The following is a 22,753-nucleotide window of genomic DNA, read 5'->3' on the forward strand; positions in this document are numbered from 1 at the left end:
GTCGAGAATCTATCAGGACTTAGATGGGAGCTCTCTGTGACAGTTCGCTCGCGTCCGCACCGAGCCCGCGAGCAGCGCCGAACCCACGCACGCGACGACCAGGATTCCGAAGGCCGCGGCGATGCTCGTGGCTTGGGCCGTCCATCCGATCAGTGTTGGACCGCTCAGAAGACCCACGTAGCCCATCCCCGACACGCGCCCGAGCGCAACGCCCGCGGTGCCGGTCGGCTGGTTGCCCGCCGCCGAGAACAAGATCGGGACGCACCCGCTTAATCCCAGGCCGAAAAGCGCCCACGCGGCAACCGTCAGCCACAGCGCGGACGACACGATGATCAGGGCAACGGCTGCGGCCGCGACGAGGGTGCCGTAGCGGATCACACGTACTGGCCCGAGCCGCATTGCGATGCGGTCGCCTCCCAGCCGCCCGACGGTCATCGCGACCGCGAACGCAGCGTACCCGCCGGCCGCTGCCCCTCCCGTCACGCCGAATCGCTCGTGCACCTGAACGGCGCTCCAGTCGTTGGCTGCGCCTTCGCAGAGCATGAGAAGGAGAGCCGACAGGCCGAGCGCGAGGATGGCTGGTGTCCAGCGGTTGCGACGGTCGCTTTGCAGAGCGGCATCGGCACCCGATTGCGTCGGTTCGGCCTGCGGACGTGCGTACTCCTTCGGTAGCAGCCCGGATGCGGTCGCTGCGATCAGTGTGCATCCCGATACTGCACATACGGCAACGGTCGACTCGAGCGTCCAGCCCAGCCCGATGAGCACTCCGGCCGCGATTCCTCCGAAGGCCGCCGCCATCGAGTAGAAGGCGTGGAACGACGCGAGGATCCGGCGCCCGTAAAGCCGCTCGATCACGACGGACTGCGCGTTCATGCTGACATCGAGCGCCCCCAGACCGAACCCGAAGAACAGCAGGGGAACAGCCAGTTCCCACGCGTTCGTCGCCCGCGCCGCGACGGCGACCGATACCGCCGCGAGAGCTGCGCCAGCCAGAAGAGTCGGCCTGCTGCCGATCCGGTCGGACAGGGCGCCGCACACCTGCACCCCCACGATGCACGCTGCGGCCGGGATGATCAGGATCGTGCCGAGCACACCGTGCGAGATACCGGTGGCGATTTCGAGCCGTGGGAAATTCACGACCCATGAGCCGACAAGGATGCCGGACATCACGAAGGCGGCGGTCACAGCCGCACGTGCGCGAACGAGCGATGGACCTGCGGAAGACGTGCGGCCCGGAGTTGTGAGGGATGTGGACATGGGCTTCCTTTCGTCGCTGACACTAAAAGCGACGAACAGGAGGCACCCGTTTCGACAAATGCTCAGCAAGCGCCCATGGCGCTAGCGTGGAGGCATCATTTCAGATCAGGAGAACATATGCCGTACGCTGTCGACTTCGTGAACGTATCCACCGCGGGCCTTGAATCGTCGCCGGTCGCTCCGGCGCTCGCGGGTTTACGCGCCAACGAGGCGCGCTATTTCAAGAACAAGTACGACCACGACTTCACCGTCGACCCGGCGGACGAGGCTTCAGAAGCGCTCGACTGGGTGACGCGCATCCTCAAAGACGAGCGCGACATCGTCATCCACTCCCGCGCGCTCGAGGCGACCGCCTTCGAAGTCGAAGGAATCAGGATGGCATACGTCTTCTACGAGTCCGGGCTGTCGATCAACGTGATGTACACCATCGCCGACGCAGGGAAGAGGGCGGTCGGGTTCAAACTCTCCGACGGCATGGAGATTCCCGAGGAACTCGCATCGACCTTCAAATTCGCGCGTCAGAAATCGAAGCTGGCCGGCACCATCCGCGGCTCCTTCTTCGTCATCAAGGGCGAATACTGACCCGTCACCACTCGCGCCGAACGGCAGCCTTCGGGCCGGCCACGAGAGTAGCGGCAGGCACGTCGTCGGCCACGACCGCTCCGGCGGCGATCACGGCGTCTCGTCCGATGGAAACTCCCGGCAGGATCGTGGCGCCGGCGCCGATCCACACGTTCTCGGCCACGTCGATCGGACCGCCCGTCAGCCAGACGCGTCGCTCCTCTGTGTCGACCGGATGGCCGACGGTGATGAACGTGACCTTGGGTCCGACCATTACCCGCTCGGCGAGGCGGACGCCCCCGTAGTCGAGGAACGTGCAGTTCTGGTTGATGAACACCCGCTCTGCGAGGTCGAGGTGGAGCCCGTGGTCCGTGTAGAACGGCGGGTAGATCGTCACGCGCTCAGGCAGCGCCCGGCCCAGGATCTGCTCGAACAGTTCGGCCTTGCCCGCCTCATCGTCGAACGGCAGCACGTTCAGGCGTGACGTGAGTTCAGTCACCTTCAGGACCCGCTCCGACATCGCCTGGAACTCGGGGCTGTGGATGCGCATGAGCAGGTCGCTGGACATCCCACGATCCTCACACCGGCCCGCCGCCCCGACAAGCGGACACGCCAGCCCGAAGACGAGCACGAACTGTCACCTCATGTTCACCCGATGGTCGACATGGGGGAGTCCGATGGCCTATGAAGGACGAAGGACTTCATGATCTGGAGGGGAACATGGGTACCAACCTGAAACGCGCCACCAGCGCATTCGTCGTCGGCTTGCTCGCGGTCGCCGGCGCACTGGCAGGCGTCACAGCACCGGCAACGGCGGAGGCGACGAACAGTCCGCAAACACCGCATCCGCAGCCCGCGGATGCCTGCCATCTCGCCAACGACGTCAAACACGTGGTGCAGATCCAGTTCGACAATGTCGACCGCCTGCGCAACCAGCCCAACGTGCCGAGCGACCTCGAGCAGCTTCCGACGCTGCGCAACTTTCTCACCTCGAACGGCGTGATCCTGACGAACACGCACGACGTGCTCTCGCACACCGCGACCAACTTCGTCGCCAACCAGACGGGTCTCTACCCCGACCGCAATGCGATCACCCAGTCGAACAGCTTCAGCTACTACGACCAGGCCGGCGCGACGCACACGGGCCTGTCGTTCTCGTACTGGACGGACAAACTGGTCGACCCGAGCGGCCACCCCGCTGACACGAACTACAACGTGCAGTACGCCGCCGACCGCCAGAACGTGCCGAACACGACCGATGTGAACGCCCCGGCGCCCTGGGTTCCGTACACGCGGGCGGGCTGCAACGTAGGCGAGGTCGGCATGTCGAACACGGTGCTCGAGAACACGGGCCTGGACATCACGACCGTCTTCGGCGCAGGCTCACCCCAACAGGCCGAGGCCACAGCCAACCCGACGAAGGCCGCAGCCGATTACGTCGGGTTCGCCGTGCACTGCGCGAGCGGAGCATCCCTCTGCACGAACGGGCAGACCGACGCGCTTCCCGATGAGCCGGGAGGCTACGCGGGATACAAGGCGCTGTTCGGCAACGCCCAGATCCAGCCGGCGATCAGCCCGGCAGGCTCCGTGCAGGCTCTGGACGGTTCGGTCATCACGGATGCTGCGGGCAACCCCGGCTTCCCCGGTTTCGACTCAGAAACGCCGACGAACTCACTCGGCTACGCCGCCCAGATGCTCGAGAACGGCGTGCCGGTGACGAACATCTACGTCTCGGATGCGCACACCGACCACACCGCCGCGAACACCGGCGACCTCGGTCCGGGGGAACAGACGTACGAGCAGCAGCTCCAGGCGTATGACAAGGCGTTCGGGCAGTTCTTCGCACGCCTCGCGAAAGACGGGATCAACGCATCCAATACCGAATTCGTGGTGACCACCGATGAAGGCGACCATTTCTCGGGAAGCCAGCCGACACCGGCGAGCTGCACGGGTGCCGTTGGCAACTACTGCTCGTATGCGACCAAGTCCGAAGTGAACGTCAATCTGCCCGGCCTGCTCGCAACGCAGAAGGCCGACACCACGTCGTTCGCCATCCACAGCGATCCGGCACCGGCCATCTGGGTCACTGGCAACCCGTCGCGCACGGATGCTTCGGTGCGCCAGCTCGGACGTGACATCTCGTCACTGAGCTTCACCAACCCGCTCACCGGCGGTACCGACAAAGTCGCGAACCAGCTCGCGGATCCAGTGGAGGAGAAGATCCTGCACTTCGTGAGTTCGGACCCGGCGCGTACACCGACGCTGACGGCGTTCTCGGGCGAGGACGACTTCATCACCAGTGGAGCGCCGAACTGCTCGAAGGCCTGCGTCTTCACGTCGTCACGGTTCGCGTACAACCACGGTGGTCTTCTGCCCGACATGCAGGACATCTGGGCCGCCTACGCGGGACCCGGCGTCAAGGCGCGCGGCGTCGACAACACTACATGGACAGACCAGGTGGATGCCCGGCCGACCCTTCTCGCACTGACCGGCCTGCACGACGACTACCCGGTCGACGGACGGGTTCTCGTCGAGATCGCGTCGGCGGATGCGTTGACGTCAGCCCTGCGTGCGCACCACGAGACCGTGCTGAAGCTCGGTCAGGTGTACAAGCAGATCCTCGCGACCAACGGCGAGTTCGCGGCCGCGACGCTTACCGCGTCGACGAAGGCGCTGGCGAGCGGAAGCGCCGCTGACGACAGCGCCTACACCCGCATCGAGAACGGCCTCGACCGACTGGATGCGCAGCGCAACCAGTTGGCCGACGCCATCCGTTCGCAATTGCTCGGGGCGGCCTTCGGGCACACCGCGATCAACGAACGCGCCGCCGACGGGCAGCTCGCCGCCGCAGATCGCCTGCTGCAGAGCGCACACCAGCTCGGAAGCTGACCCAGCAGGGCCGGCGGCTTCGGTCGCCGGCCCTGTGCCGGGCGTGGTCAAACGATCCCGTCGACGAAGTCGGCGACGGATGTGGTTACCAGGTCGGCCACGCCGCGCGCGTTGAGCGGTGCCGCGGCCGCCACTTTCATGCCGTGGTCCGCTCCCGGAACGGGGACGATCCGGATGTTCGACCGTGCCCCCACCTCGGCGATGAGCGTGGCTGCCTTTCCGAACGTGTCCCGCTCGCCCTGGAGCACCAGTACCGGTATTTCGGGTGTGAGCAGTTCTTCCAGCCGCGACTTCTCTGGACTGCCGGGCGGGTGCAAGGGGAAGGCGAGGCAGACGACGCCTGCGGCACCGACGTCGCCGGCCGTTCTGCAGGCGACACGGGCGCCGGCGCTCCGACCGCCCACCACGATGGGCAGGCCGCCGGCGAGCTCCGCGACCACCGGTGCCGTTTCGCGCCACGCGACATCGAGGGAGGGGGGCCGTGCGGCCACCCGGCGACCCGCGACCCGCCACGGCTGCTCGTACCGCGCCACGGTGATGCCCCGCTGAGGCAGCACGCGGGCAAGGGCCGCGAGATCGACGGCTCCGATGCCACCGCCTGCACCGTGACCGAGCCAGAGGACGGCACGCGGGTGATCCGCTGCATCCACGACCAGCCGGCTGGGGCCGAGCGAGGTCGGCACGTCGACATCCATGCGTCCGACGCTACTCGTGCCGGCGTGTCAGCGTGGGCGGGAGCTGCTGGGTCTGCGCAGCCTCACAGCGGTGCAAGCAGCGCGTCCTTCAGGCTGTCGCTGAGCTCCGGGAAGTCGTCGACCGGTACGGCGAGCGCCTGGATGGCGCGGCTGTAGTAGTTGCGTGCCGCGGCCGCGAGTGCCACATCCACGATCTCCCTGTCGCTGAGTCCCAGCTCGCGGAGGCGCTCGCTGTCCGCATCGGTCATCGTGTCGGATGCCCGGCTCACCTTCTCTGAGAACTCCATGATCGCGACCTCCTGCTCCGACAGACCGGCGTCGTGATAGTCGCGGGCGATGCGCTCCAGTTCGTCTTCGTCGATGTATGCGAGCGATTTCCGGCCATGGGCGAGACGGCAGTGCACCGAGCGCGTGCCGAGAGCCGCGGCCAGCGTGGCCAGCTCGAAACGGCGTTTGTCCATCGGGCCGGCGATCGCGCGCATGAGGTCTTTCCAGGCGGCGAAAGCTTCGGGATTGACGGTCAGCACCTTGGTATGGCTGGCCACGTAGCCTTGTTCCCGGATGTCCCCGGCATAGAACTCGGCGACACGGTCGGTGGCCTCGTCCTCAGGCGCAACTGCGATAATCGACATGAGAATACCTCGGATCCTTTACTGCTCATATGCTCTCACCAACCGTCCCGCGAGGGAACGCCGGTGGCCCGACCGCCCCGCGGCGTAAAGTCGCAGTGGAGAACCATGGCTATCGATGCACACGACCTGACCTTCCTTTTCCGCGCGGTCGAGCTGGCACGCGAAGCGCTTGACGCGGGCGACGAACCGTTCGGCTCGGTGCTCGTCGACGAGAGCGGCCGTGTGCTGCGCGAGGACCGGAACCGTGTCGGCGGCGGCGACGAGACGATGCATCCGGAGTTCGAGCTGGCACGCTGGGCGGCGAGGAACATGACCGCGGATGCCCGCGCCACAGCCACCGTCTACACGTCGGGGGAGCACTGCCCGATGTGCTCGGCGGCTCACGCTTGGGTCGGGCTGGGGAGGATCGTGTACGCCGCGTCCGCCGCACAGACCAACGGATGGCGCGCCGCGCGCGGACTCCCTGCCGGCCCCGTCGAGCGCCTCCCGATTTCAGTGGTCGCGCCGGGCATCCCGACCGACGGACCAGCGCCCCAGCTCGAGGCGACCCTCCGCGACCTTTTCGAGCAGCAGGCTATCCGCGCGCTGCGCCGTATGTAGCGCGCGCCTCGCGCCAGCCAGAGCCCGGCGCGGGGTCAGCGGGCGTCAAGCTCGTGGATGCGCAGGGCGACGATCCGTTGGATCGTCGACTCGCTGAGCGGATGCGCGGGGTCGAAATGCAGTGTCGCGCCTTTCAGCGTTCCCTCGTCCAGCATTCCGGCGAGGGCTTTCGCGGCAGGCGGGCTCATGAGCAGCAGGCTGCATTGGGTTGACGTGGCGGAGAGACCGACGAGGCCGTGCCCACGGTATGTGAAGATGGGGACGCGGTAGCTGATCACCTGTTCGACATCGGGGATGGCCGCGACCAGGCGGTCGCGCACGACGCGGAGAGAACTGCCGAATGGTTCGGGCATCCGCTCGAGATATTCGTCGACGGTTGCCGCCTCGATGCCGCGCGCCATGTCATCGCCCCCACATCCGCTGCACTCAGTGCGCGAACGCGAGGTCTGCCGGAGCGTCGGCCGGCTTGCGGATGAAGAACGACCCGACAACGCCGAACACTGAGATGATCGCGCCGGCGAGGAACGCCATGCGGACACCGCCCGCGGCGGCGGCGTCTGCCGAAGCGCCCCCGGCGAGGAGCGTGGCGGTCTGCGCCGACATGATCGCGACGAACAGGGCGGTGCCGGCCGCGCCGGCGACCTGCTGGACGGTGCCGACGAGCGCGCTCGCGTGCGAGTAGAGGTGCGGCGTGACAGCGCCGAGGCCGGCGGTGAACAACGGGGTGAACATGAGTGCGAGGCCGATGCTCAGCACCACATGTGCGCACAGCAGCAGGTAGGGGGACGTGTCTTCGGTCACCATCGTGAGCGCCCACATGACGGCGCTGACCAGGATCGACCCGGGCACGACGAGCACTGTTGGGCCGAACCGGTCGTACAGCCGGCCAACGAACGGCGCGAGCACGCCCATGATCAGACCGCCGGGGAGGAGAAGCAGGCCCGTCGCGAGCGGCTGGAGGTGCAGCACCTCCTGCAGGTAGATCGGCAGCACGATGATCGTGCCGAACAGGGATGCCGTGCTGATCGCCATCAGAACGATGGCGACCGTGAAGATCGGGAACCGGAACGTGCGCAGGTCGAGCAGTGCGCGATCCTTGCGCTGGAGGAGGAGCTGGCGGGCGATGAAGGACGCGAGTGAGATCACTCCGACGCCGAGCGCCACCCACATCGGAACATTCACTCCGCCGATCTCGCCCGGCACGGGACCGACCTGTCCGATCTGGGTGAGGCCGTAGACGAGTCCACCGAAACCGAACGCCGACAGGATGACCGAGAAGACGTCGATCGGCACCTTTTCGGGTTCGCTCACGTTCTCGACACGGCGGATGCCGATCAGCAGCATCACGAGCGCGATCGGAAGCACGATGATGAAGATCCACCGCCACGACAGCGAGTTGAGAATGACGCCTGCGATAGTCGGACCGATCGCCGGAGCGACGGAGATCACGATGGAGACGTTGCCCATCGTGCGCCCGCGGCTGGCAGCCGGAACGAGCGTCATCAGGGTCGTCATCAGCAGCGGCAGCATGATCGCGGTGCCCGATGCCTGAACCACCCGCGCGAGGAGCAGGATCGGGAAGCCGGGGGCGACAGCTGCGATGGCGGTACCGAGGGAGAACAGGGACATCGCCGCGATGAAGATCGGGCGGGTGTTGAAGCGCTGCAGCAGGAACCCGGTGATGGGGATCACCACCGCCATCGTCAGCATGAACGCGGTCGACAGCCACTGTGCGGCGATCGCCGTGATCTGCAGGTCGACCATCAGCTTGCGGATCGCCACGCTCATGATCGTCTCGTTGAGGATCACGACGAACGTCGCGGCCAGCATCAGCCAGATCACCCGGTTGTTGCGGGCAGTGTGATCGGGTGCGGCGGCCGGTGCATCGTCGATGACATCGACGGAAGGAGCCTCTTTCTCAGTCACGCGTTCCACAGTATCGAGAGCCGCCGACATGGAGCGTTGCCGGCAGATTAACTCTGCCGATGTTCACTCACTGCGTAATCGACGCGACGGTTTCGACGGCCTCGGCCACCGCATCCGCCACCACCGCCAGGTCGGCCGCGCCGACCTCCGGGCTCCACGAGAACCGCACCGCCGTCTGTGCGACCTCGTCGTCGAAGCCCAGCGCGAGGAGCACGTGAGACGCCTCGTCACTGCCGGCCGCACACGCAGATCCGCTGGAGCTGACGATCCCGCGCCGTTCCAGCTCCAGCAGCACGCTCTCGCCGCTCGTTCCGGGGAACACGAACGATGCCGTGGCCGGCAGTCGAAGCGTCGGATGACCGGTCAGCGCGGCGCGCGGCACCCGAGCCAGCACCGCCGCCACGAACGCATCCCGTGCGTCAGCGGCCGCATCTGCCCGGGACTGCCTCCCGGCCGCGCCCAAGCGGATCGCAGCGGCGAGGCCGACCGCGCCGGCCACGTTCTCGGTGCCTGAGCGGCGCCCGCGCTCCTGGCCGCCGCCGTGGATGACCGGCTCGAGCGGGATGCGGCCGCGCACGAACAGCGCGCCGACACCTTTCGGGGCTCCCAGCTTGTGGCCCGAGATGCTGAGTGCGTCGACACCGAGCGCCGACGTGTCGAGGTCGAGCCAGCCCGCCGCCTGGACCGCATCCGTATGAAAGGGAATCCCACGCTGTCGCGCGATCGCGGCGAGCCCGGCAACCGGCTGCACCGTTCCCACTTCATTGTTCGCGAGCATCACCGTGGCGAGGGTGGTGTCGCCGCGGAGGGCTGCAGCGAAATCGGCGGGGTCGACGAGCCCGGTCGCGTCGACGTCGACGAACGTCGCCTCGAAACCGTGGATGCGCCGCAGGTAGTCGATGGATTCGAGCACCGCCTCGTGCTCGATGCGCGTGGTGACGATGTGCCTGCCGCGCGGCGTCGCGAGTGCGATTCCTTTGACGGCCAGGTTGTCCGCTTCGGTGCCTCCCGAGGTGAAGACGACATCCGATGGCCGGCAGCCGAGCCAGTCGGCGACGGTCGCGCGCGCGCCGGCAAGCGCCCGGGCGGCGGATTCCCCGACCGTGTGGTGACTCGACGGATTGCCGAAGTCGCCGGTGAGGTATGGCCACATCGCCTCGAGAACTTCGCGGCGCACGGCGGATGTCGCCGCCGCATCCAGGTACATCACGGCGTCGCCGCACTCTCGTCCGCGCCAGCACCAGCCTCAGCGCCCGCGCCCGTATCCGCATCCGCGATGCCCACATCCAGCCCGAGGTCGAGCGCACGAACGCTGTGCGTCAGCGCGCCGACCGAGATCACATCGACGCCGGTCTCGGCAATAGACCGCACCGTCGACAGGTTGACGTTGCCGCTCGCCTCGACGAGGGCGCGGCCGGCGACGAGCGCAACCCCCTCGCGCAGCTGATCGATCGTGAAGTTGTCGAGCATGATCGTGTCGACGCCGGCCGCCAGAACGGGCTCGATCTGGTCGATGCGATCCACTTCGACTTCGAGGTGTGTCGTGTGCGAGAGCTGCGCACGCACCGCACGGAGCGCATCCGTCACGCTCAGTCCGCTCTGCGACGTCAGCACGGCCAGGTGGTTGTCCTTGGCCATCACGGCGTCGGACAACGAGAAGCGGTGGTTCTGGCCTCCACCGGACCGCACGGCGTGGCGCTCGAAGGCACGGAGCCCGGGCGTCGTCTTCCTCGTGTCGACGATGCGTGCGCGGGTGTGCGCGATCTCGCTCACGTACCGGGCGGTCAGCGTTGCGATGCCGCTCATCCGCTGCACCAGGTTCAGGCCGACGCGCTCCGCCTGCAGCACGGCGCGGGCGCGACCGGAGACGACCGCGAGCACTGCGCCCTTCTCGAACCGTTCACCGTCTGCGACGAGCAGTTGGGTGCGGATGCCCGGGTCTGTGGCCGTCATGGCCGCGGCGAACACGGCCCCGCCGCTGAACACCCCGGGCTCGCGTGCGACCAGGCGCGCTGTGGCATATGCCGTTTCGGGAATGAGCAGCTCAGAGGTGATGTCGCCCCAGGGCGCATCCTCGAGCAGGGCGGCCCTGACGACGGTATCGATGATCTGGGGGGTCAGCACGGTACGGTCACCTCTCTGGCGTGGATGAGCTGCAGCGCGAACGCGTCGCGGGGGGCCGGGAAGTCCGAACGGAAATGTGCCCCGCGCGACTCCTCGCGCTCGAGTGCAGACGAGACGAGGATGCGTGCGAGCTGCAGCAGGTTGGCGTCTTCCCGTTCGCCGCGGGTCGGTGTCTCCGATTCGCTCGCGCGCCATCCGTCGAGTGTGCGCAGCGCCTCCTCGAGCCCTTCGCGTGAACGGTGCACGCCGGCGGCCGACCACATCAGCGCCTGGAGCTGCGCGCGGTCGACGGTCGTGGCCGCCTCCGGCCTGCCCCAGGACCCGTCGGCAACGGATGCCGCCCCGACCCCGCGCGTCCACCCGGCCCCCTGCTCTCGCCACTCCCACACCGCGGGAACTCCGCCCGCCAGGTCGCCCGCGGCCCGGTGGGCGAAGACGATGCTCTCCAGCAGGGAGTTCGACGCCAGCCGGTTCGCGCCGTGCGCTCCGGTGCAGGCGACCTCGCCGACCGCGTAGAGCCCTGGCACCGTTGAGCGCCCGCGCGTGTCCGTGGCTACGCCGCCCATCCAGTAGTGGGCCGCCGGCGTGACCGGGATCGGTACGCGCGACCAGTCGTAGCCTGCGCGACGACACGCTGCGTCGATCGTCGGGAAGCGGTGTGCCAGGAATCCGGCGCCGAGACCGGTCGCATCGAGGAGCACCGGCTTGCCGCCCTGAGCTGCCATCTCCACGGCGATGCCGCGGGCGACGACGTCGCGCGGCGCCAGCTCGGCGGCCGGGTGCACGTCGAGCATGAACCGTTCGCCGGCAGCGTTGCGCAACACGGCGCCTTCGCCCCGCACCGCCTCGGATACAAGGAAGGAGCCTCCGGTCGCCAGCGCCGTTGGGTGGAACTGGTAGAACTCGACATCGGCCAGCTCCGCTCCCGCGCGCCAGGCCGCCGCCACGCCGTCGCCGGTGGTCACCGTCGGGTTCGTGGTGTGCAGGAACAGCTGCCCGGCCCCGCCGCTGGCGAGCACCACGGCATCCGCCTCAATGGTGAGCGCCGTTCCGTTCTCGAGAAGCACCTCGACCCCCGCGGCGTGCCCTGCGTCGTCGATGACGATGTCCGTGAGGAACGTGTGCTCGAGCACCCGGGTGGCGGATGCCCGCACAGCCCGCACGAGCGCTCGCTCGATCTCCGCGCCGGTCGCGTCGCCGCCTGCGTGCAGCACCCGCGCGTGCGAATGGGCCGCCTCCAGCCCGCGCGCGAGCTCCGAACCCGTGGTGTCGAAGCGGACTCCGAGATCGAGGAGGTCGCGGATGCGCCCGGGCGCCTCGCTGCACAGCACCTCGACCGCTTCGGCATCGCCGAGACCTGCGCCCGCGGCGAGCGTGTCGGCCACGTGCTCTTCAACGCTGTCGTCGGGGAAGACCACCGCGGCAATGCCGCCCTGCGCGTATGCCGTGTTGCTTTCGGCGAGCTCAGCCTTCGTCACGACCGTCACGTCGTGGAACCGGCTCGTTTCGAGAGCCGCGATCAGTCCGGCGACACCGCTGCCGACGACGACCACCCGGGACATGTCAGGCCGCCATCGTCGTGTTCGGCTTGGCCGCGAGCATGCGCTCGAGCGCCACGCGCGCCGGTGCGGCGACGTCGTCCGTCACCGTGATCCGGTTGCGGATCTCGCCGTGCACGAGACCCTCGAGCACCCAGGCGAGATAGCCGGGGTGGATGCGGTACATCGTCGAGCACGGGCACACGACCGAGTCGAGGCAGAAGATCGTGTGCTGCGGGTACTCCGCGGCGAGCCGCTGCACGAGGTTGATCTCGGTGCCGATCGCGAACGTCGACCCGGCAGGAGCCGCCGCGATCGCCTTCACGATGTAGTCCGTCGAGCCGTATTCGTCGGCCGCGTCGACCACGGGCATCGGGCATTCCGGGTGCACGATGACGCGGACATCCGGGTACTGCGCCCGCGCAGCCTCGATCTGACCGACGGTGAAACGCTTGTGAACGGAGCAGAACCCGTGCCAGAGGATCACGCGGGCATCGGCCAGAGCCGCCGTGTCGTTCCCGCCGAACGGCTTGCGCGGGTTCCAGAGCGGCATCTGTTCCAGCGGAACGCCCATCGCCTTGGCGGTGTTGCGCCCCAGGTGCTGGTCGGGAAAGAAGAGCACCCGCTGGCCGCGCTCGAAGGCCCACTTCAGCACGGTCTCCGCGTTCGACGACGTGCAGACGATGCCGCCGTGCTCGCCGCAGAAGCCTTTGAGGGCGGCGGACGAGTTCATGTAGGTGACCGGGATGACCGGCATGCGGCCGTCGGCATCCGGCTCTGTTCCGTAGAGTTCCTCGAGCTGCTCCCAGCACTCGGAGACCGAGTCGATGTCGGCCATGTCCGCCATCGAGCATCCTGCCGCGAGGTTGGGGAGGATGACCGCCTGCTCCGGCCGCGACAGCAGGTCGGCGGTCTCGGCCATGAAATGCACGCCGCAGAAGACGATCGCCTCGGCTTCGGGCTTCGCCTTTGCCGCGTTCGCGAGCTGGAACGAGTCGCCGACGAAGTCCGCGTACTGCACGACTTCGTCGCGCTGGTAGAAGTGGCCGAGCGTCACGACGCGATCGCCGAGCGTGGCTTTGGCGGCGAGGATGCGGTCGTGCAGCTCATCCGCGCTTGCTGTGCGGTACTCCTCGGGCAGTTCGCCCTGTCGGGGCGCCGCCGCGGGGATGGGGTCGGCCATCGAGGCGCCCGGACCGTAGCCCGGCTCCTGCAGGTCGAACACCCAGGGGCCGTCGGCGAGGTCGGGGCTGCACGTCTCGCCGCCGGTCGCGCCGCTGGCGATGAGCTGGATGGTGGTGTCGACCGATGCGGTGATGCTCATGCGTACTGTCCTTCGTCGTTCAGGTGCTCGGAGTCTTCTGTCGGGATCGGGGGGCGTGCGCTCGGCCGGGGGAGCGGGCCCTGGTCGGCCAGGTCGATCGCCGAGTTGTAGCGATAGAGGCGCGGGGGCCGGTGGCGGGTGCCGCTCAGTACTTCGTCGGTGGCCACGACCGCGTTCGACGCCTCGATCGCCCGCCGGAAGTTCGCCGGGTCGAGCGCGCGCCCGAGCACGGCCTCGTGCACCTCGCGAAGCTGCGCGAGCGTGAACGTCTCGCCGAGGAACGCGTGAGCGATGCGGCTGTACTCCATCTTGTTGCGCAGACGCCAGAGGGCGTATTCGACGATGAGGTTGTGGTCGAAAGCCAGTTCGGGCAGGTCGTCGGCGGGGAACCACCGCACGTTCTCGCCGACGCTGGCCTGCTCCGCTTCCTCGTTGCGCACGAGCGCCCAGTACACGATCGAGACGACGCGGCCGCCGGACGAACGCCCGACGTCACCGAACGCGTAGAGCTGCTCCAGGTAGCGCGGCGTGAGCCCCGTGGTCTCGTTGAGCGAGCGGGCGGCGGCGGCGGCCAGGTCCTCGTCGCTGCGCAACGGGCCGCCCGGGAGGGCCCAGCTGCCTTCGAACGGGGTGCGGATGCGGCGCACCAGCGGGAGCCAGACGGTCGCCAGGTCGGCCTCGTCTTCTCGCCGGAGCGCGAAGATCACCGTCGAGACCGCGAGTGTTGCGCTCGCGTGCCCGGGCATCCGCTGCTCGTTCGGGACCATGGGTTCCTTCGCTTGATCTCTAAGGGTCATCATGACTCTAAGTGTTGACCCATCTTAGTGTCAACCTGACCCGAAGTGCGAATCGAAGCTTCACGCCTGCGCGATCGGCCGGCTTTTGCCGCGAGTCCGCGCTTCAAGCGACAAGACTGTCCGATCGTCACAGTGAGGTGGGTGACCATCCGCGTGCGATGAGGATCGTCCGAAGTTGGGCAAGGAACGTGTCCAGCCTCCGGAGCTGCTCGGCGCCGATCCGGAAAACGTGTTCTCCAGCGTCGAAAAGGGCTGCCGTGCGGATGAGGTCGGGCACTGACTCCCGCAGCGCGTGCATCCCGCGTCCGGAACGGGCCGTGCCGCACCACCCGAGGCCTCCCACCATGCCCTTTCGACGCCCGGGCCTCCGATTCTCTCCACAGGTCGCCCGACCCGGCCTTCGTCAGGCACCTTCTGCCGCTGCATCGCGCGCTCAGCGACAAAATGAGCCCGATCGCGAGGTCGGTGCCGGCGCATGCGCAGGCGAGGCGGCATGGCGCCGCCTGTGCGCGCGTCGCGGTATGCTGACAGGGCGTCTGCGCGAATGAGTACAGGCGCTGAGAAAGCCAACTGAATACTGGGCCATCGAGGTCGATGCGGGAGAGCCGGCGGCACGCGAGTGCACGACCGGCACCGAAGGAGCAATCCTCCCCGACAATCTCTCAGGTACGCGTACCGCATCGGACTGGCCACTCTGAAAAGCAGAACTGCACGCCGACCAGGCGTGGCAGTCCTCGCCCACGGTGAAAGTCGCGACCCGCGAGGGCGCGGTGAAACTCTCAGGCCGGATGACAGAGGGGGAGTTCTTGTGCAGACCCGTGACGCGGGTCTGCCGCACTCTCGATTCGGCCCCGGCCGGCGAAGACCGGAGAACTCATGACCTCGCACGACACCGACGCCAGCGGCACGGGCGCCGACACCAGCGCCACCGAGACCAGCACCGAACGCTTGTCCCCCCTCCACGATGCGCATGTCGACGCCGGCGCCTCGTTCACCGACTTCGCAGGCTGGCAGATGCCGGTCCGCTATTCGAGCGACCTCGCCGAGCATCACGCCGTGCGCACCGCTGCCGGGCTCTTCGACCTGTCGCATATGGGCGAGATCTTCGTCGTCGGCCCGGAGGCCGCTGAGGCTCTCGATTACGCACTGGCCGGCAAGCTCTCGGCGATCTCGGTGGACCAGGCGAAGTACAGCCTGCTGCTCTCCCGATCAGGCGGGATCGTCGACGACCTCGTCGTCTACCGCACCGGCGACGACCGCTTCATGGTCGTCGCGAATGCGTCGAATCGCGCGATCGTCGCCGAGGAGCTGCGCGACCGCACCGCACCGTTCGAAGCCGAGGTATTCGATGAGAGCGACGAGATCGCCCTCATCGCCGTGCAAGGGCCGGCAGCGTTGTCGATCCTCGCCGCGGTCCGCGAGTTCGCTGTCGAAGGCGGGGCGCTCGACGGCGACGGGTTCGCCGAGAAGCTCGACACACTCAAGTACTACTGGTCGTTCGCAGCGACGTTCGACCAGCATCCGGTGCTCGTCGCCCGCACCGGCTACACCGGCGAGGACGGCTTCGAACTGTATGTCTCGCCCGACATCGCCCGCACGGTCTGGGATGCGCTGCTCGAGGCCGGTTCCGAGCAGGGTCTCGTCCCCGCCGGTCTCGCCAGCCGCGACACGCTCCGACTCGAGGCCGGTATGCCGCTGTACGGCCACGAGCTCGATCTCGGCACGTTCCCCGCGCAGGCGGGTCTCGGCCGCGTGGTCAACCTGGCGAAGGAGACGGATTTCGTCGGCCGCGCGGCGAGCGAGGTCGGTCCGGACTCGACGGCGCCGGTGCTCGTCGGCCTGATGGGCCACGGCAAGCGCGCCGCGCGGGCGGGCTACCCGGTCTATGCGTCCGACGCGGCGACCGACGCCGATGAGACCGTCGGCGTCGTCACCAGCGGCGCCCTCTCGCCGACCATCGGTGTGCCGATTGCGATGGCATACGTCGCCCCCGCGTTCGCGCGGCCCGGAACGGAACTCCACGTCGACATCCGCGGCACCCGCCTCGGTTTCACCGTCACCGCCCTCCCCTTCTACAGCAGAAAGAAGAACTGAACATGGCTGCTCCGCAGGATCTCCAGTACACCGCCGAGCACGAGTGGATCCTCGTCGACGGCGACACCGCGACCGTGGGAATCACCGCCTACGCCGCCGAGAAGCTGGGCGATGTCGTGTTCGTCGAGCTGCCCACCGTCGGCAGCGACATCGCCGAGGGCAAGGTCGTCGGCGAGATCGAGTCCACGAAGTCGGTCGGCGAGCTGTTCGCTCCGGTGAACGGCACGGTCGCCGAGGTGAACGACGCCGTCGTCGCCGCACCGGAGCTCGTCAACAGCGATCCCTTCGGCGAAGGCTGGCTGGTCAAGGTCACGTTCTCTGCTCTTCCCACCCTTCTCAGCTACGAGGAATACTCCGCCATCATCGGCGAGTGAGGCTTACCACCCCAATGACAGAACTGTTCTCCTCGCGTCACATCGGCACGGATGACGACGCGCAGTCCACCATGCTCGATCTCCTCGGCTTCGACAGCGTCGAGGAGCTCGTCAAGGCCGCCGTGCCCACCTCGATCCAGCTCGACGAGTCGCGGGTGTCCGCATTGCCGTCACCCGCAAGCGAACGCGCGGCGCTCGCCGAACTGCGCTCGATCGCGTCGCGCAACACCGTCAACCGTCCGCTGATCGGTCTCGGCTATTACGGCACCGTCACCCCAGCCGTCATCAAGCGGAACGTGCTCGAGAATCCGAGTTGGTATACGGCGTACACCCCGTATCAGCCCGAGATCTCGCAGGGCCGCCTCGAGGCGCTGATCAACTTCCAGACGATGGTCGCCGACCTGACCGGTCTCGACACGGCGAACGCGTCGATGCTCGACGAGGGAACAGCGGTCGTCGAAGGAATGCTGCTGGCCCGTCGCGCCTCCAAGGTCGCGTCGAAGCGTTTCATCGTGGACGCGGACACCTTCCCGCAGACGCTCGCGCTGCTGCAGAACCGAGCGGATGCGGTGGGCATCGACCTCGCCGTCCTCGACCTGCACAGCGTCGACGCCTCGTCTCCCGAACTCGCCGACGCCTTCGGCATCTTCGTGCAGTACCCGGGCGCTTCCGGCCGGGTCTGGAACCCGGGCGACGTGATCGCGGCAGCGAAGTCCACCGGCGCCGTCGCCGTAGTGGCCGCCGACCTCCTCGCCCTCACGCTCCTGACGTCGCCCGGCGAGCTCGGAGCGGACGTCGCAGTCGGTACCAGCCAGCGCTTCGGCGTGCCCCTCGGCTTCGGCGGTCCGCACGCCGGCTACATGGCGGTTCGCGCAGGCCTCGAACGGCAGCTCCCGGGCCGCCTGGTCGGCGTCTCGCAGGATGCCGTCGGCAAGCCCGCGTACCGCCTCACCCTTCAGACCCGCGAACAGCACATCCGGCGCGAGAAGGCCACCTCGAACATCTGCACGGCCCAGGTCCTCCTCGCCGTCATGGCCGGCATGTATGCCGTGTACCACGGTCCCCGTGGGCTGAAGGCGATCGGGCTCTCCGTGCATTCCGCTGCCGGCGCCGTCGCGGCAGCCCTGCGCGACGCGGGCGTCGACGTGCGCTCGGAGTCGTACTTCGACACGCTCGAGATCGCTGTCGCAGATGCGGATGCGACCGTGCGTCGTGCTCATGAGCGCGGCATCCTGCTCCACGGCGTCGACGCCGTGACCGTCGCGCTCAGCATCGACGAGCCGTCCGCAGACGACATCCGCACCGGAACCCTGCTCGCTGAGCTCGTCGACGTGTTCGCGCCCGGCTCGGCACCGATGGTGACGGATTCGGCTGCGGCAGGCGGCTTCCGTTCGTTCGATGCGTCGCTCGAACGGGCATCCGCGTACCTGACACACCCGGTGTTCAACACGCACCATTCCGAGACGGCGATGATGCGGTACCTCAAGTACCTCGCCGACAAGGACTACGCACTCGACCGCGGCATGATCCCCCTCGGCTCGTGCACGATGAAGCTCAACGCCGCGACCGAGATGGAAGCGGTGACCTGGCCGGAGTTCGCGAGCATCCACCCGTTCGCTCCCGCGTCGGATGTCGACGGCTACCTGCACCTGATCGACCAGCTCGAGACGTGGCTGGCCGATGTCACCGGCTACGACTCGGTGTCGCTGCAGCCGAACGCGGGCAGCCAGGGTGAGCTCGCCGGCCTGCTGGCGATCCGCGGCTACCACCGTTCGCGCGGCGACCTGCAGCGCACGGTGTGCCTGATCCCGCAGAGCGCGCACGGCACGAATGCGGCATCCGCCGTCCTCGCCGGGATGTCGGTCGTGGTCGTGGCCTGTGACGACCTGGGCAACGTCGACCTCGACGACCTGCATGCGAAGATCGACGCGAACGCCGACGCGCTTGCCGCGCTGATGGTGACCTACCCGTCGACCCACGGCGTGTACGAACACGAGATCGCGGCGATCAACCAGGCCGTCCACGACGCCGGGGGACAGGTCTACGTCGACGGTGCGAACCTCAACGCTCTCCTCGGTTTCGCCCGGTTCGGCGACTTCGGCGGAGATGTCAGCCACCTGAACCTCCATAAGACGTTCTGCATTCCGCACGGCGGCGGCGGCCCCGGTGTCGGTCCTGTCGCCGCGAAGGCTCACCTCGCGCCGTTCCTGCCCGGGCACCCGCTCGCGCAGCGCGCCGACCACTACCTCGGCGGCGAAGGACGTGCCGTGCACGCCGGCGGGCCGGTCTCGTCAGCGCCGTACGGCAGCCCGAGCATCCTGCCGATCAGCTGGGCGTACGTACGGATGATGGGCGAGGAGGGCCTCACCCGGGCGACGGGTGCTGCGGTGCTCGCGGCGAACTACATAGCGGCCCGCCTGCGCGAACACTACCCGGTGCTGTACGCGGGCGACAACGGCCTCGTCGCCCACGAGTGCATCCTCGACCTGCGCCCGCTCACCGAAGCAACGGGAGTGACCGTGGACGATGTCGCAAAACGCCTGATCGACTATGGTTTCCACGCCCCGACGATGAGCTTCCCGGTTGCGGGGACACTGATGGTCGAGCCGACCGAGAGCGAAGACCTGGGGGAGCTGGACCGCTTCGTCACGGCCATGATCTCGATCAAGGCCGAGGCGGATGCGGTGAAAGCCGGATCGTGGCCGGCCGACGACAACCCGCTCCGTGGCGCTCCGCACACCGCCGAGTCGGTCGTCGTGGGCGAGTGGTCGCACCCGTATTCGCGGGAGCAGGCGGTCTACCCCGTGCCCGGCCTCGTGCGCTCGAAGTACTGGCCGCCGGTGCGCCGCATCGACCAGGCCTGGGGTGACCGCAACCTCTTCTGCGCCTGCCCGCCGCCCGAGGCATTCGCATAAGAGCACCCTCGCCTGGTGGTCAGCGGAACAGCGCAGGCCACCAGGTGACGGCGAGGGGATAGCCGACGAACGACGCGATGTCGATGATCCAGTGCGCGATGACGAGCGGCATCACTCGGCCCCACCGGGTGTAGCACCACCCGAAGACGACCCCCATCGCGAAGTTGCCGAAGAAGGGGCCGATGCCCTGGTAGAGGTGATAGCTGCCCCGCAGCGTTGCCGCCCCGAGGATGATCGCCCAGCGCGACCATCCGAGCTGCCTCAGCCGCGTGAAGAGGTAGCCGACGACGATGACCTCCTCCTGGAGCGCTGCCCGCAGCGCAGCGAGGATGAGGATGGGTACCGTCCACCAGTGGCTGTCGAGGGGGGCCGGGATGACATTGACCGTCAGCCCGAGCGCCCGCCCGACGAAGTAGAGAACGAGCCCGGGAACGCCGATGACCGCCACCAGCGCGAGGCCGCCCAGCACATCCCTCCCGGGCTGGGCGAAGTCGAGGCCGATGCGGCGGAACGTGCTCCTGCCCGGGCGCCAGAGCAGGTAGATGACGAGCGCGACGGCGAAGAGATCGAAGAAGATCGCCAGGAACTGGTAGGTGAAGTCGAGCCACTCACGGGTCGATTGCGAGCCGTTGATCGTCGCCGACTGATTGGACAGCGGAGTCCCGGCCGTCAGTCGCGCGATGATATTGACGACGGAATAGATGGCGGATGCCCCGAGCGAGAGCCCGAGGACGATCGCGACTTCCCACCACAGCCGCGGTCGGTCCTCCCGCGCCACTGCCGTCTCTGACTGCCACGGCGTCAGCGCCTTCGCTTTCTCCATAGGGGAATCCTCCCAGTTCGCGCATACCACCGGGAACATGCTGCGCAAAGGCAATTTGTTGCAGGATGCCAAGCCAATATGCAGCTTTCGTGTGCTCTATGCAAAAAACCGGCGACTGAGTTACCAGTGTGTAACGTTTCCGCGCCCCGTTTTGCATTCCCAGTCAACCGTACCTATGGTCATTCTTATCCAGCGCGGTGCGGGTGACTCGCGCGCCCATGCCGTCGCACACTTCGCACAGGAGGAACATTGCACATCCAAGGAAGAAAGGTCAGGCACGCCGCTACCGCTATCGCCATTGTCGGCGTCGCAGCAGTTGCGCTCACAGCCTGCACCACGTCCGGCAGCACGGGTCAGTCGACAGCTGCCCATGGCGGCACGGTGACCGTCGCAGTCGTCAACGACTTCACGTCGTTCAACTCGCAGACGCCGCAGGGCAACCTGGACACCAACGGCCAGGTCGGATACCTGGATGGCTCGTACGGCACGGGCTTCCAGTACATCGACAACAACTTCAAGATCGTCCACGACGACAAGTTCGGCAAGTTCGAGAAGGTCAAAGACAACCCGCTGACCGTCAAGTACACGCTCAACAAGGACGACAAGTGGTCCGATGGACAGCCCGTCACTGCTGACGACATGGTCCTCGGCTGGGCGATCCAGTCCGGCTACTACGACTCCGCCACGATCGACCAGGCCAGCGGCAAGGTCACCAAGGGCACCCAGTACTTCCAGTACGCCGGCAGCACCGTGGGCCTCGACCAGACCGCCTTCCCGACGATCGGTGACAACAACACGTCGATCACCCTCACCTACGCCAAGCCGTACGTGGACTGGGAGCTCGTCGACCCGATGGCGCAGCCTGCACACATCGTCGCCAAGAAGGCCGGCCTCAGCAACGCCGCCGCGCTGACGTCGCTGCTGAAGAACCTGCCCCACGGCGACAAGTCCAACCCGGCCGCTCCGGACCCGACGCTGAAGAAGGCTGCTGACTTCGTCAACACCGGCTACGACGTCACTGCGATGCCGACCGACAAGGACCTGCTGGTCGCCAGCGGCCCGTTCGTCGTCGACTCGTGGACCCCCGGCCAGTCGCTCACCATGGTGCAGAACAAGTACTACGCGGGCGGCCTCAAGCCGAACGTGGACAAGATCGTGTTCCGCTTCATCGGCGATGCAAGCGCCCAGGTCACCGCTCTCCAGAACGGTGAGGTCGATGTCATCAACCCGCAGGCGTCGGCTGACACGCTGACCGCTCTGAAGAACACCACCGCAAAGGTGCTCGCGGGCGACCAGGCGTCGTACGACCACCTCGACCTGACCTTCAGCAAGTCCGGCGTCTTCTCGGATCCCAATGTCCGCAAGGCGTTCTTGCTGACGATCCCGCGCCAGCAGATCCTGGACTCGATCGTCACCCCGGTGAACCCGAAGGCCAAGGTCCTGAACTCGCAGATCTTCCTCCCCAACCAGACGGAGTACGCGGATTCGGTCAAGCAGAACGGTTCTGACGCTTACAACAAGGTCGACATCGCAGGCGCCAAGACGCTCCTCGCGGGCAAGACCCCGACCGTGAGCATCATGTACAACACCAACAACCCGAACCGTGTCGACGAGTTCCAGGCCATCCAGGCATCTGCCACGAAGGCCGGATTCAAGATCGTCAACGCGGGCAACCCGGACTGGTCGAAGAAGCTGGGCGACGGCTCGTACGACGCCGTGCTGTTCGGCTGGATCTCGCCTGGTGCAGGTACACAGCAGCTGACCCAGGTCTTCGGTCCTGTCGGCTCGGGTGGTAACTACAACAACTACTCGGGCACGGGTGAGCTTGCCAACTCGACCCAGACCATGACGGACAAGAACAACCTGGTCCAGACCGAGAACAAGATCGACAAGCAGACCTTCAGCGACGCTTACGGTCTGCCGCTGTTCCAGCTGCCCGGCATCTTCGGTGTCAGCACCCGCGTGGACGGTGTGAAGTACAACGGTGGCCAGAGCGGTCCGTTCTGGAACTTCTGGCAGTGGTCGGTCAAGGCTTCCAAGAAGTAGCCTTCGACTGATTCGGTCCCCGGGGCCTCGGCCTCGGGGACCAAAAACCCACTCGGGGCGCTGAAGCGAAAAGCTTCAGCGCCCCGTACCATGAATACGTTCGCGCGACCCGCGAATACAATGTCAGGTGCCCGTCCCCGACCCCGGGATGGTCAGGT

The 22,753-nt window shown here is 67.3% G+C and carries 19 protein-coding genes and 1 riboswitch; of the genes, 7 read left to right on the forward strand and 12 right to left on the reverse strand.

Annotated features, from left to right (window positions below):
* Positions 1-12: 12 nt before the first annotated feature.
* Complete coding sequence (locus ACPPVQ_RS07745; RefSeq protein ID WP_426520281.1) at positions 13-1,257, reverse strand: MFS transporter; 1,245 nt, start codon at positions 1,255-1,257, stop codon at positions 13-15.
* 117 nt (positions 1,258-1,374) lie between these two features.
* Between ACPPVQ_RS07745 and ACPPVQ_RS07750 the strand changes: the two genes are divergently transcribed.
* Positions 1,375-1,839, forward strand: a complete 465-nt coding sequence (locus tag ACPPVQ_RS07750; RefSeq protein WP_426520283.1) for a phage tail protein — start codon at positions 1,375-1,377, stop codon at positions 1,837-1,839.
* 4 nt (positions 1,840-1,843) lie between these two features.
* Here the strand turns inward: ACPPVQ_RS07750 and ACPPVQ_RS07755 are convergent, their stop codons facing one another.
* Positions 1,844-2,386 (reverse strand): DapH/DapD/GlmU-related protein, encoded by a 543-nt coding sequence (locus ACPPVQ_RS07755; protein ID WP_426520285.1) that lies wholly within the window; start codon positions 2,384-2,386, stop codon positions 1,844-1,846.
* A 152-nt stretch (positions 2,387-2,538) separates the two neighbouring features.
* On the opposite strand from ACPPVQ_RS07755, the gene ACPPVQ_RS07760 reads away from it, so the two are divergent.
* Complete coding sequence (locus ACPPVQ_RS07760; protein ID WP_426520287.1) at positions 2,539-4,707, forward strand: hypothetical protein; 2,169 nt, start codon at positions 2,539-2,541, stop codon at positions 4,705-4,707.
* A gap of 47 nt (positions 4,708-4,754) precedes the next feature.
* On the opposite strand, the gene ACPPVQ_RS07765 is transcribed toward ACPPVQ_RS07760, so the two are convergent.
* Together ACPPVQ_RS07765 and ACPPVQ_RS07770 are read right to left on the reverse strand one after the other, a co-directional pair.
* Positions 4,755-5,402, reverse strand: coding sequence for an alpha/beta family hydrolase (locus tag ACPPVQ_RS07765; RefSeq protein ID WP_426520289.1), 648 nt, complete (start codon positions 5,400-5,402; stop codon positions 4,755-4,757).
* A gap of 62 nt (positions 5,403-5,464) precedes the next feature.
* Positions 5,465-6,034, reverse strand: coding sequence for a carboxymuconolactone decarboxylase family protein (locus ACPPVQ_RS07770; RefSeq protein ID WP_426520291.1), 570 nt, complete (start codon positions 6,032-6,034; stop codon positions 5,465-5,467).
* A gap of 105 nt (positions 6,035-6,139) precedes the next feature.
* Here ACPPVQ_RS07770 and ACPPVQ_RS07775 point away from each other — a divergent pair, with 105 nt between their 5' ends.
* Entirely contained in the window at positions 6,140-6,634 is a 495-nt protein-coding gene (locus tag ACPPVQ_RS07775) for a nucleoside deaminase (protein WP_426520293.1), read from the forward strand.
* A 35-nt stretch (positions 6,635-6,669) separates the two neighbouring features.
* On the opposite strand, the gene ACPPVQ_RS07780 is transcribed toward ACPPVQ_RS07775, so the two are convergent.
* The 7 genes from ACPPVQ_RS07780 to ACPPVQ_RS07810 are packed head-to-tail and all read right to left on the reverse strand — an operon-like array spanning position 6,670 to position 14,313.
* The gene (locus tag ACPPVQ_RS07780; RefSeq protein ID WP_426520295.1) at positions 6,670-7,035 is read right to left on the reverse strand and encodes an iron chaperone; all 366 of its coding nucleotides are present in this window, start codon (positions 7,033-7,035) and stop codon (positions 6,670-6,672) included.
* Positions 7,036-7,060: 25 nt separating this feature from the next.
* The gene (locus ACPPVQ_RS07785; protein ID WP_426520297.1) at positions 7,061-8,590 is read right to left on the reverse strand and encodes an MDR family MFS transporter; all 1,530 of its coding nucleotides are present in this window, start codon (positions 8,588-8,590) and stop codon (positions 7,061-7,063) included.
* Positions 8,591-8,627: 37 nt separating this feature from the next.
* On the reverse strand, positions 8,628-9,770 hold the full coding sequence (locus ACPPVQ_RS07790; protein WP_426520299.1) for a cysteine desulfurase family protein: 1,143 nt from the start codon (positions 9,768-9,770) through the stop codon (positions 8,628-8,630).
* A complete protein-coding gene (gene nadC / locus ACPPVQ_RS07795) occupies positions 9,767-10,684 on the reverse strand; it encodes a carboxylating nicotinate-nucleotide diphosphorylase (protein ID WP_426520301.1) in 918 nt (305 codons plus the stop codon). The genes ACPPVQ_RS07790 and nadC overlap by 4 nt, the downstream gene beginning before the upstream one ends.
* Complete coding sequence (nadB, locus tag ACPPVQ_RS07800) at positions 10,678-12,246, reverse strand: L-aspartate oxidase (RefSeq protein ID WP_426520303.1); 1,569 nt, start codon at positions 12,244-12,246, stop codon at positions 10,678-10,680. Before nadB ends, nadC begins: the two co-directional genes overlap by 7 nt.
* 1 nt (position 12,247) lies before the next feature.
* The gene (gene nadA / locus ACPPVQ_RS07805; protein ID WP_426520305.1) at positions 12,248-13,546 is read right to left on the reverse strand and encodes a quinolinate synthase NadA; all 1,299 of its coding nucleotides are present in this window, start codon (positions 13,544-13,546) and stop codon (positions 12,248-12,250) included.
* A complete protein-coding gene (locus tag ACPPVQ_RS07810) occupies positions 13,543-14,313 on the reverse strand; it encodes an NUDIX hydrolase (protein ID WP_426521179.1) in 771 nt (256 codons plus the stop codon). The genes nadA and ACPPVQ_RS07810 overlap by 4 nt, the downstream gene beginning before the upstream one ends.
* Before the next feature lie 617 nt (positions 14,314-14,930).
* A riboswitch (glycine riboswitch) is annotated at positions 14,931-15,031 on the forward strand.
* A 188-nt stretch (positions 15,032-15,219) separates the two neighbouring features.
* On the opposite strand from ACPPVQ_RS07810, the gene gcvT reads away from it, so the two are divergent.
* From gcvT to gcvP, 3 genes are read left to right on the forward strand one after another with little or no spacing between them, the layout of a single operon-like run.
* Positions 15,220-16,437: a glycine cleavage system aminomethyltransferase GcvT gene (gene gcvT / locus ACPPVQ_RS07815; RefSeq protein ID WP_426520307.1), complete on the forward strand. Its 1,218-nt coding sequence runs from the start codon at positions 15,220-15,222 to the stop codon at positions 16,435-16,437.
* A 2-nt stretch (positions 16,438-16,439) separates the two neighbouring features.
* Positions 16,440-16,811 carry a glycine cleavage system protein GcvH gene (gcvH, locus tag ACPPVQ_RS07820; RefSeq protein ID WP_426520309.1) on the forward strand — a complete coding sequence of 124 codons (372 nt, stop codon included), beginning with the start codon at positions 16,440-16,442 and terminating at the stop codon, positions 16,809-16,811.
* 14 nt (positions 16,812-16,825) lie between these two features.
* Complete coding sequence (gcvP, locus tag ACPPVQ_RS07825) at positions 16,826-19,726, forward strand: aminomethyl-transferring glycine dehydrogenase (protein WP_426520311.1); 2,901 nt, start codon at positions 16,826-16,828, stop codon at positions 19,724-19,726.
* A gap of 19 nt (positions 19,727-19,745) precedes the next feature.
* Here the strand turns inward: gcvP and ACPPVQ_RS07830 are convergent, their stop codons facing one another.
* Positions 19,746-20,549, reverse strand: coding sequence for a CPBP family intramembrane glutamic endopeptidase (locus ACPPVQ_RS07830; RefSeq protein ID WP_426520313.1), 804 nt, complete (start codon positions 20,547-20,549; stop codon positions 19,746-19,748).
* Positions 20,550-20,798: 249 nt separating this feature from the next.
* Here ACPPVQ_RS07830 and ACPPVQ_RS07835 point away from each other — a divergent pair, with 249 nt between their 5' ends.
* Positions 20,799-22,595, forward strand: a complete 1,797-nt coding sequence (locus ACPPVQ_RS07835; RefSeq protein WP_426520315.1) for an ABC transporter family substrate-binding protein — start codon at positions 20,799-20,801, stop codon at positions 22,593-22,595.
* The last annotated feature ends 158 nt before the right edge of the window (positions 22,596-22,753 follow it).

It is taken from the genome of Leifsonia sp. McL0618 (assembly GCF_049994905.1).
Classification (GTDB): domain Bacteria; phylum Actinomycetota; class Actinomycetes; order Actinomycetales; family Microbacteriaceae; genus Diaminobutyricibacter.

Excerpts from the sequence above, each read along its gene's own strand:
- ACPPVQ_RS07745 (WP_426520281.1), bottom strand. The coding sequence starts at position 1,257 with ATGTCCACATCCCTCACAACTCCGGGCCGCACGTCTTCCGCAGGTCCA.
- ACPPVQ_RS07750 (WP_426520283.1), top strand. The coding sequence starts at position 1,375 with ATGCCGTACGCTGTCGACTTCGTGAACGTATCCACCGCGGGCCTTGAA.
- ACPPVQ_RS07755 (WP_426520285.1), bottom strand. The coding sequence starts at position 2,386 with ATGTCCAGCGACCTGCTCATGCGCATCCACAGCCCCGAGTTCCAGGCG.
- ACPPVQ_RS07760 (WP_426520287.1), top strand. The coding sequence starts at position 2,539 with ATGGGTACCAACCTGAAACGCGCCACCAGCGCATTCGTCGTCGGCTTG.
- ACPPVQ_RS07765 (WP_426520289.1), bottom strand. The coding sequence starts at position 5,402 with ATGGATGTCGACGTGCCGACCTCGCTCGGCCCCAGCCGGCTGGTCGTG.
- ACPPVQ_RS07770 (WP_426520291.1), bottom strand. The coding sequence starts at position 6,034 with ATGTCGATTATCGCAGTTGCGCCTGAGGACGAGGCCACCGACCGTGTC.
- ACPPVQ_RS07775 (WP_426520293.1), top strand. The coding sequence starts at position 6,140 with ATGGCTATCGATGCACACGACCTGACCTTCCTTTTCCGCGCGGTCGAG.
- ACPPVQ_RS07780 (WP_426520295.1), bottom strand. The coding sequence starts at position 7,035 with ATGGCGCGCGGCATCGAGGCGGCAACCGTCGACGAATATCTCGAGCGG.
- ACPPVQ_RS07785 (WP_426520297.1), bottom strand. The coding sequence starts at position 8,590 with ATGTCGGCGGCTCTCGATACTGTGGAACGCGTGACTGAGAAAGAGGCT.
- nadB (WP_426520303.1), bottom strand. The coding sequence starts at position 12,246 with ATGTCCCGGGTGGTCGTCGTCGGCAGCGGTGTCGCCGGACTGATCGCG.
- nadA (WP_426520305.1), bottom strand. The coding sequence starts at position 13,546 with ATGAGCATCACCGCATCGGTCGACACCACCATCCAGCTCATCGCCAGC.
- ACPPVQ_RS07810 (WP_426521179.1), bottom strand. The coding sequence starts at position 14,313 with ATGGTCCCGAACGAGCAGCGGATGCCCGGGCACGCGAGCGCAACACTC.
- gcvT (WP_426520307.1), top strand. The coding sequence starts at position 15,220 with ATGACCTCGCACGACACCGACGCCAGCGGCACGGGCGCCGACACCAGC.
- gcvH (WP_426520309.1), top strand. The coding sequence starts at position 16,440 with ATGGCTGCTCCGCAGGATCTCCAGTACACCGCCGAGCACGAGTGGATC.
- gcvP (WP_426520311.1), top strand. The coding sequence starts at position 16,826 with ATGACAGAACTGTTCTCCTCGCGTCACATCGGCACGGATGACGACGCG.
- ACPPVQ_RS07830 (WP_426520313.1), bottom strand. The coding sequence starts at position 20,549 with ATGGAGAAAGCGAAGGCGCTGACGCCGTGGCAGTCAGAGACGGCAGTG.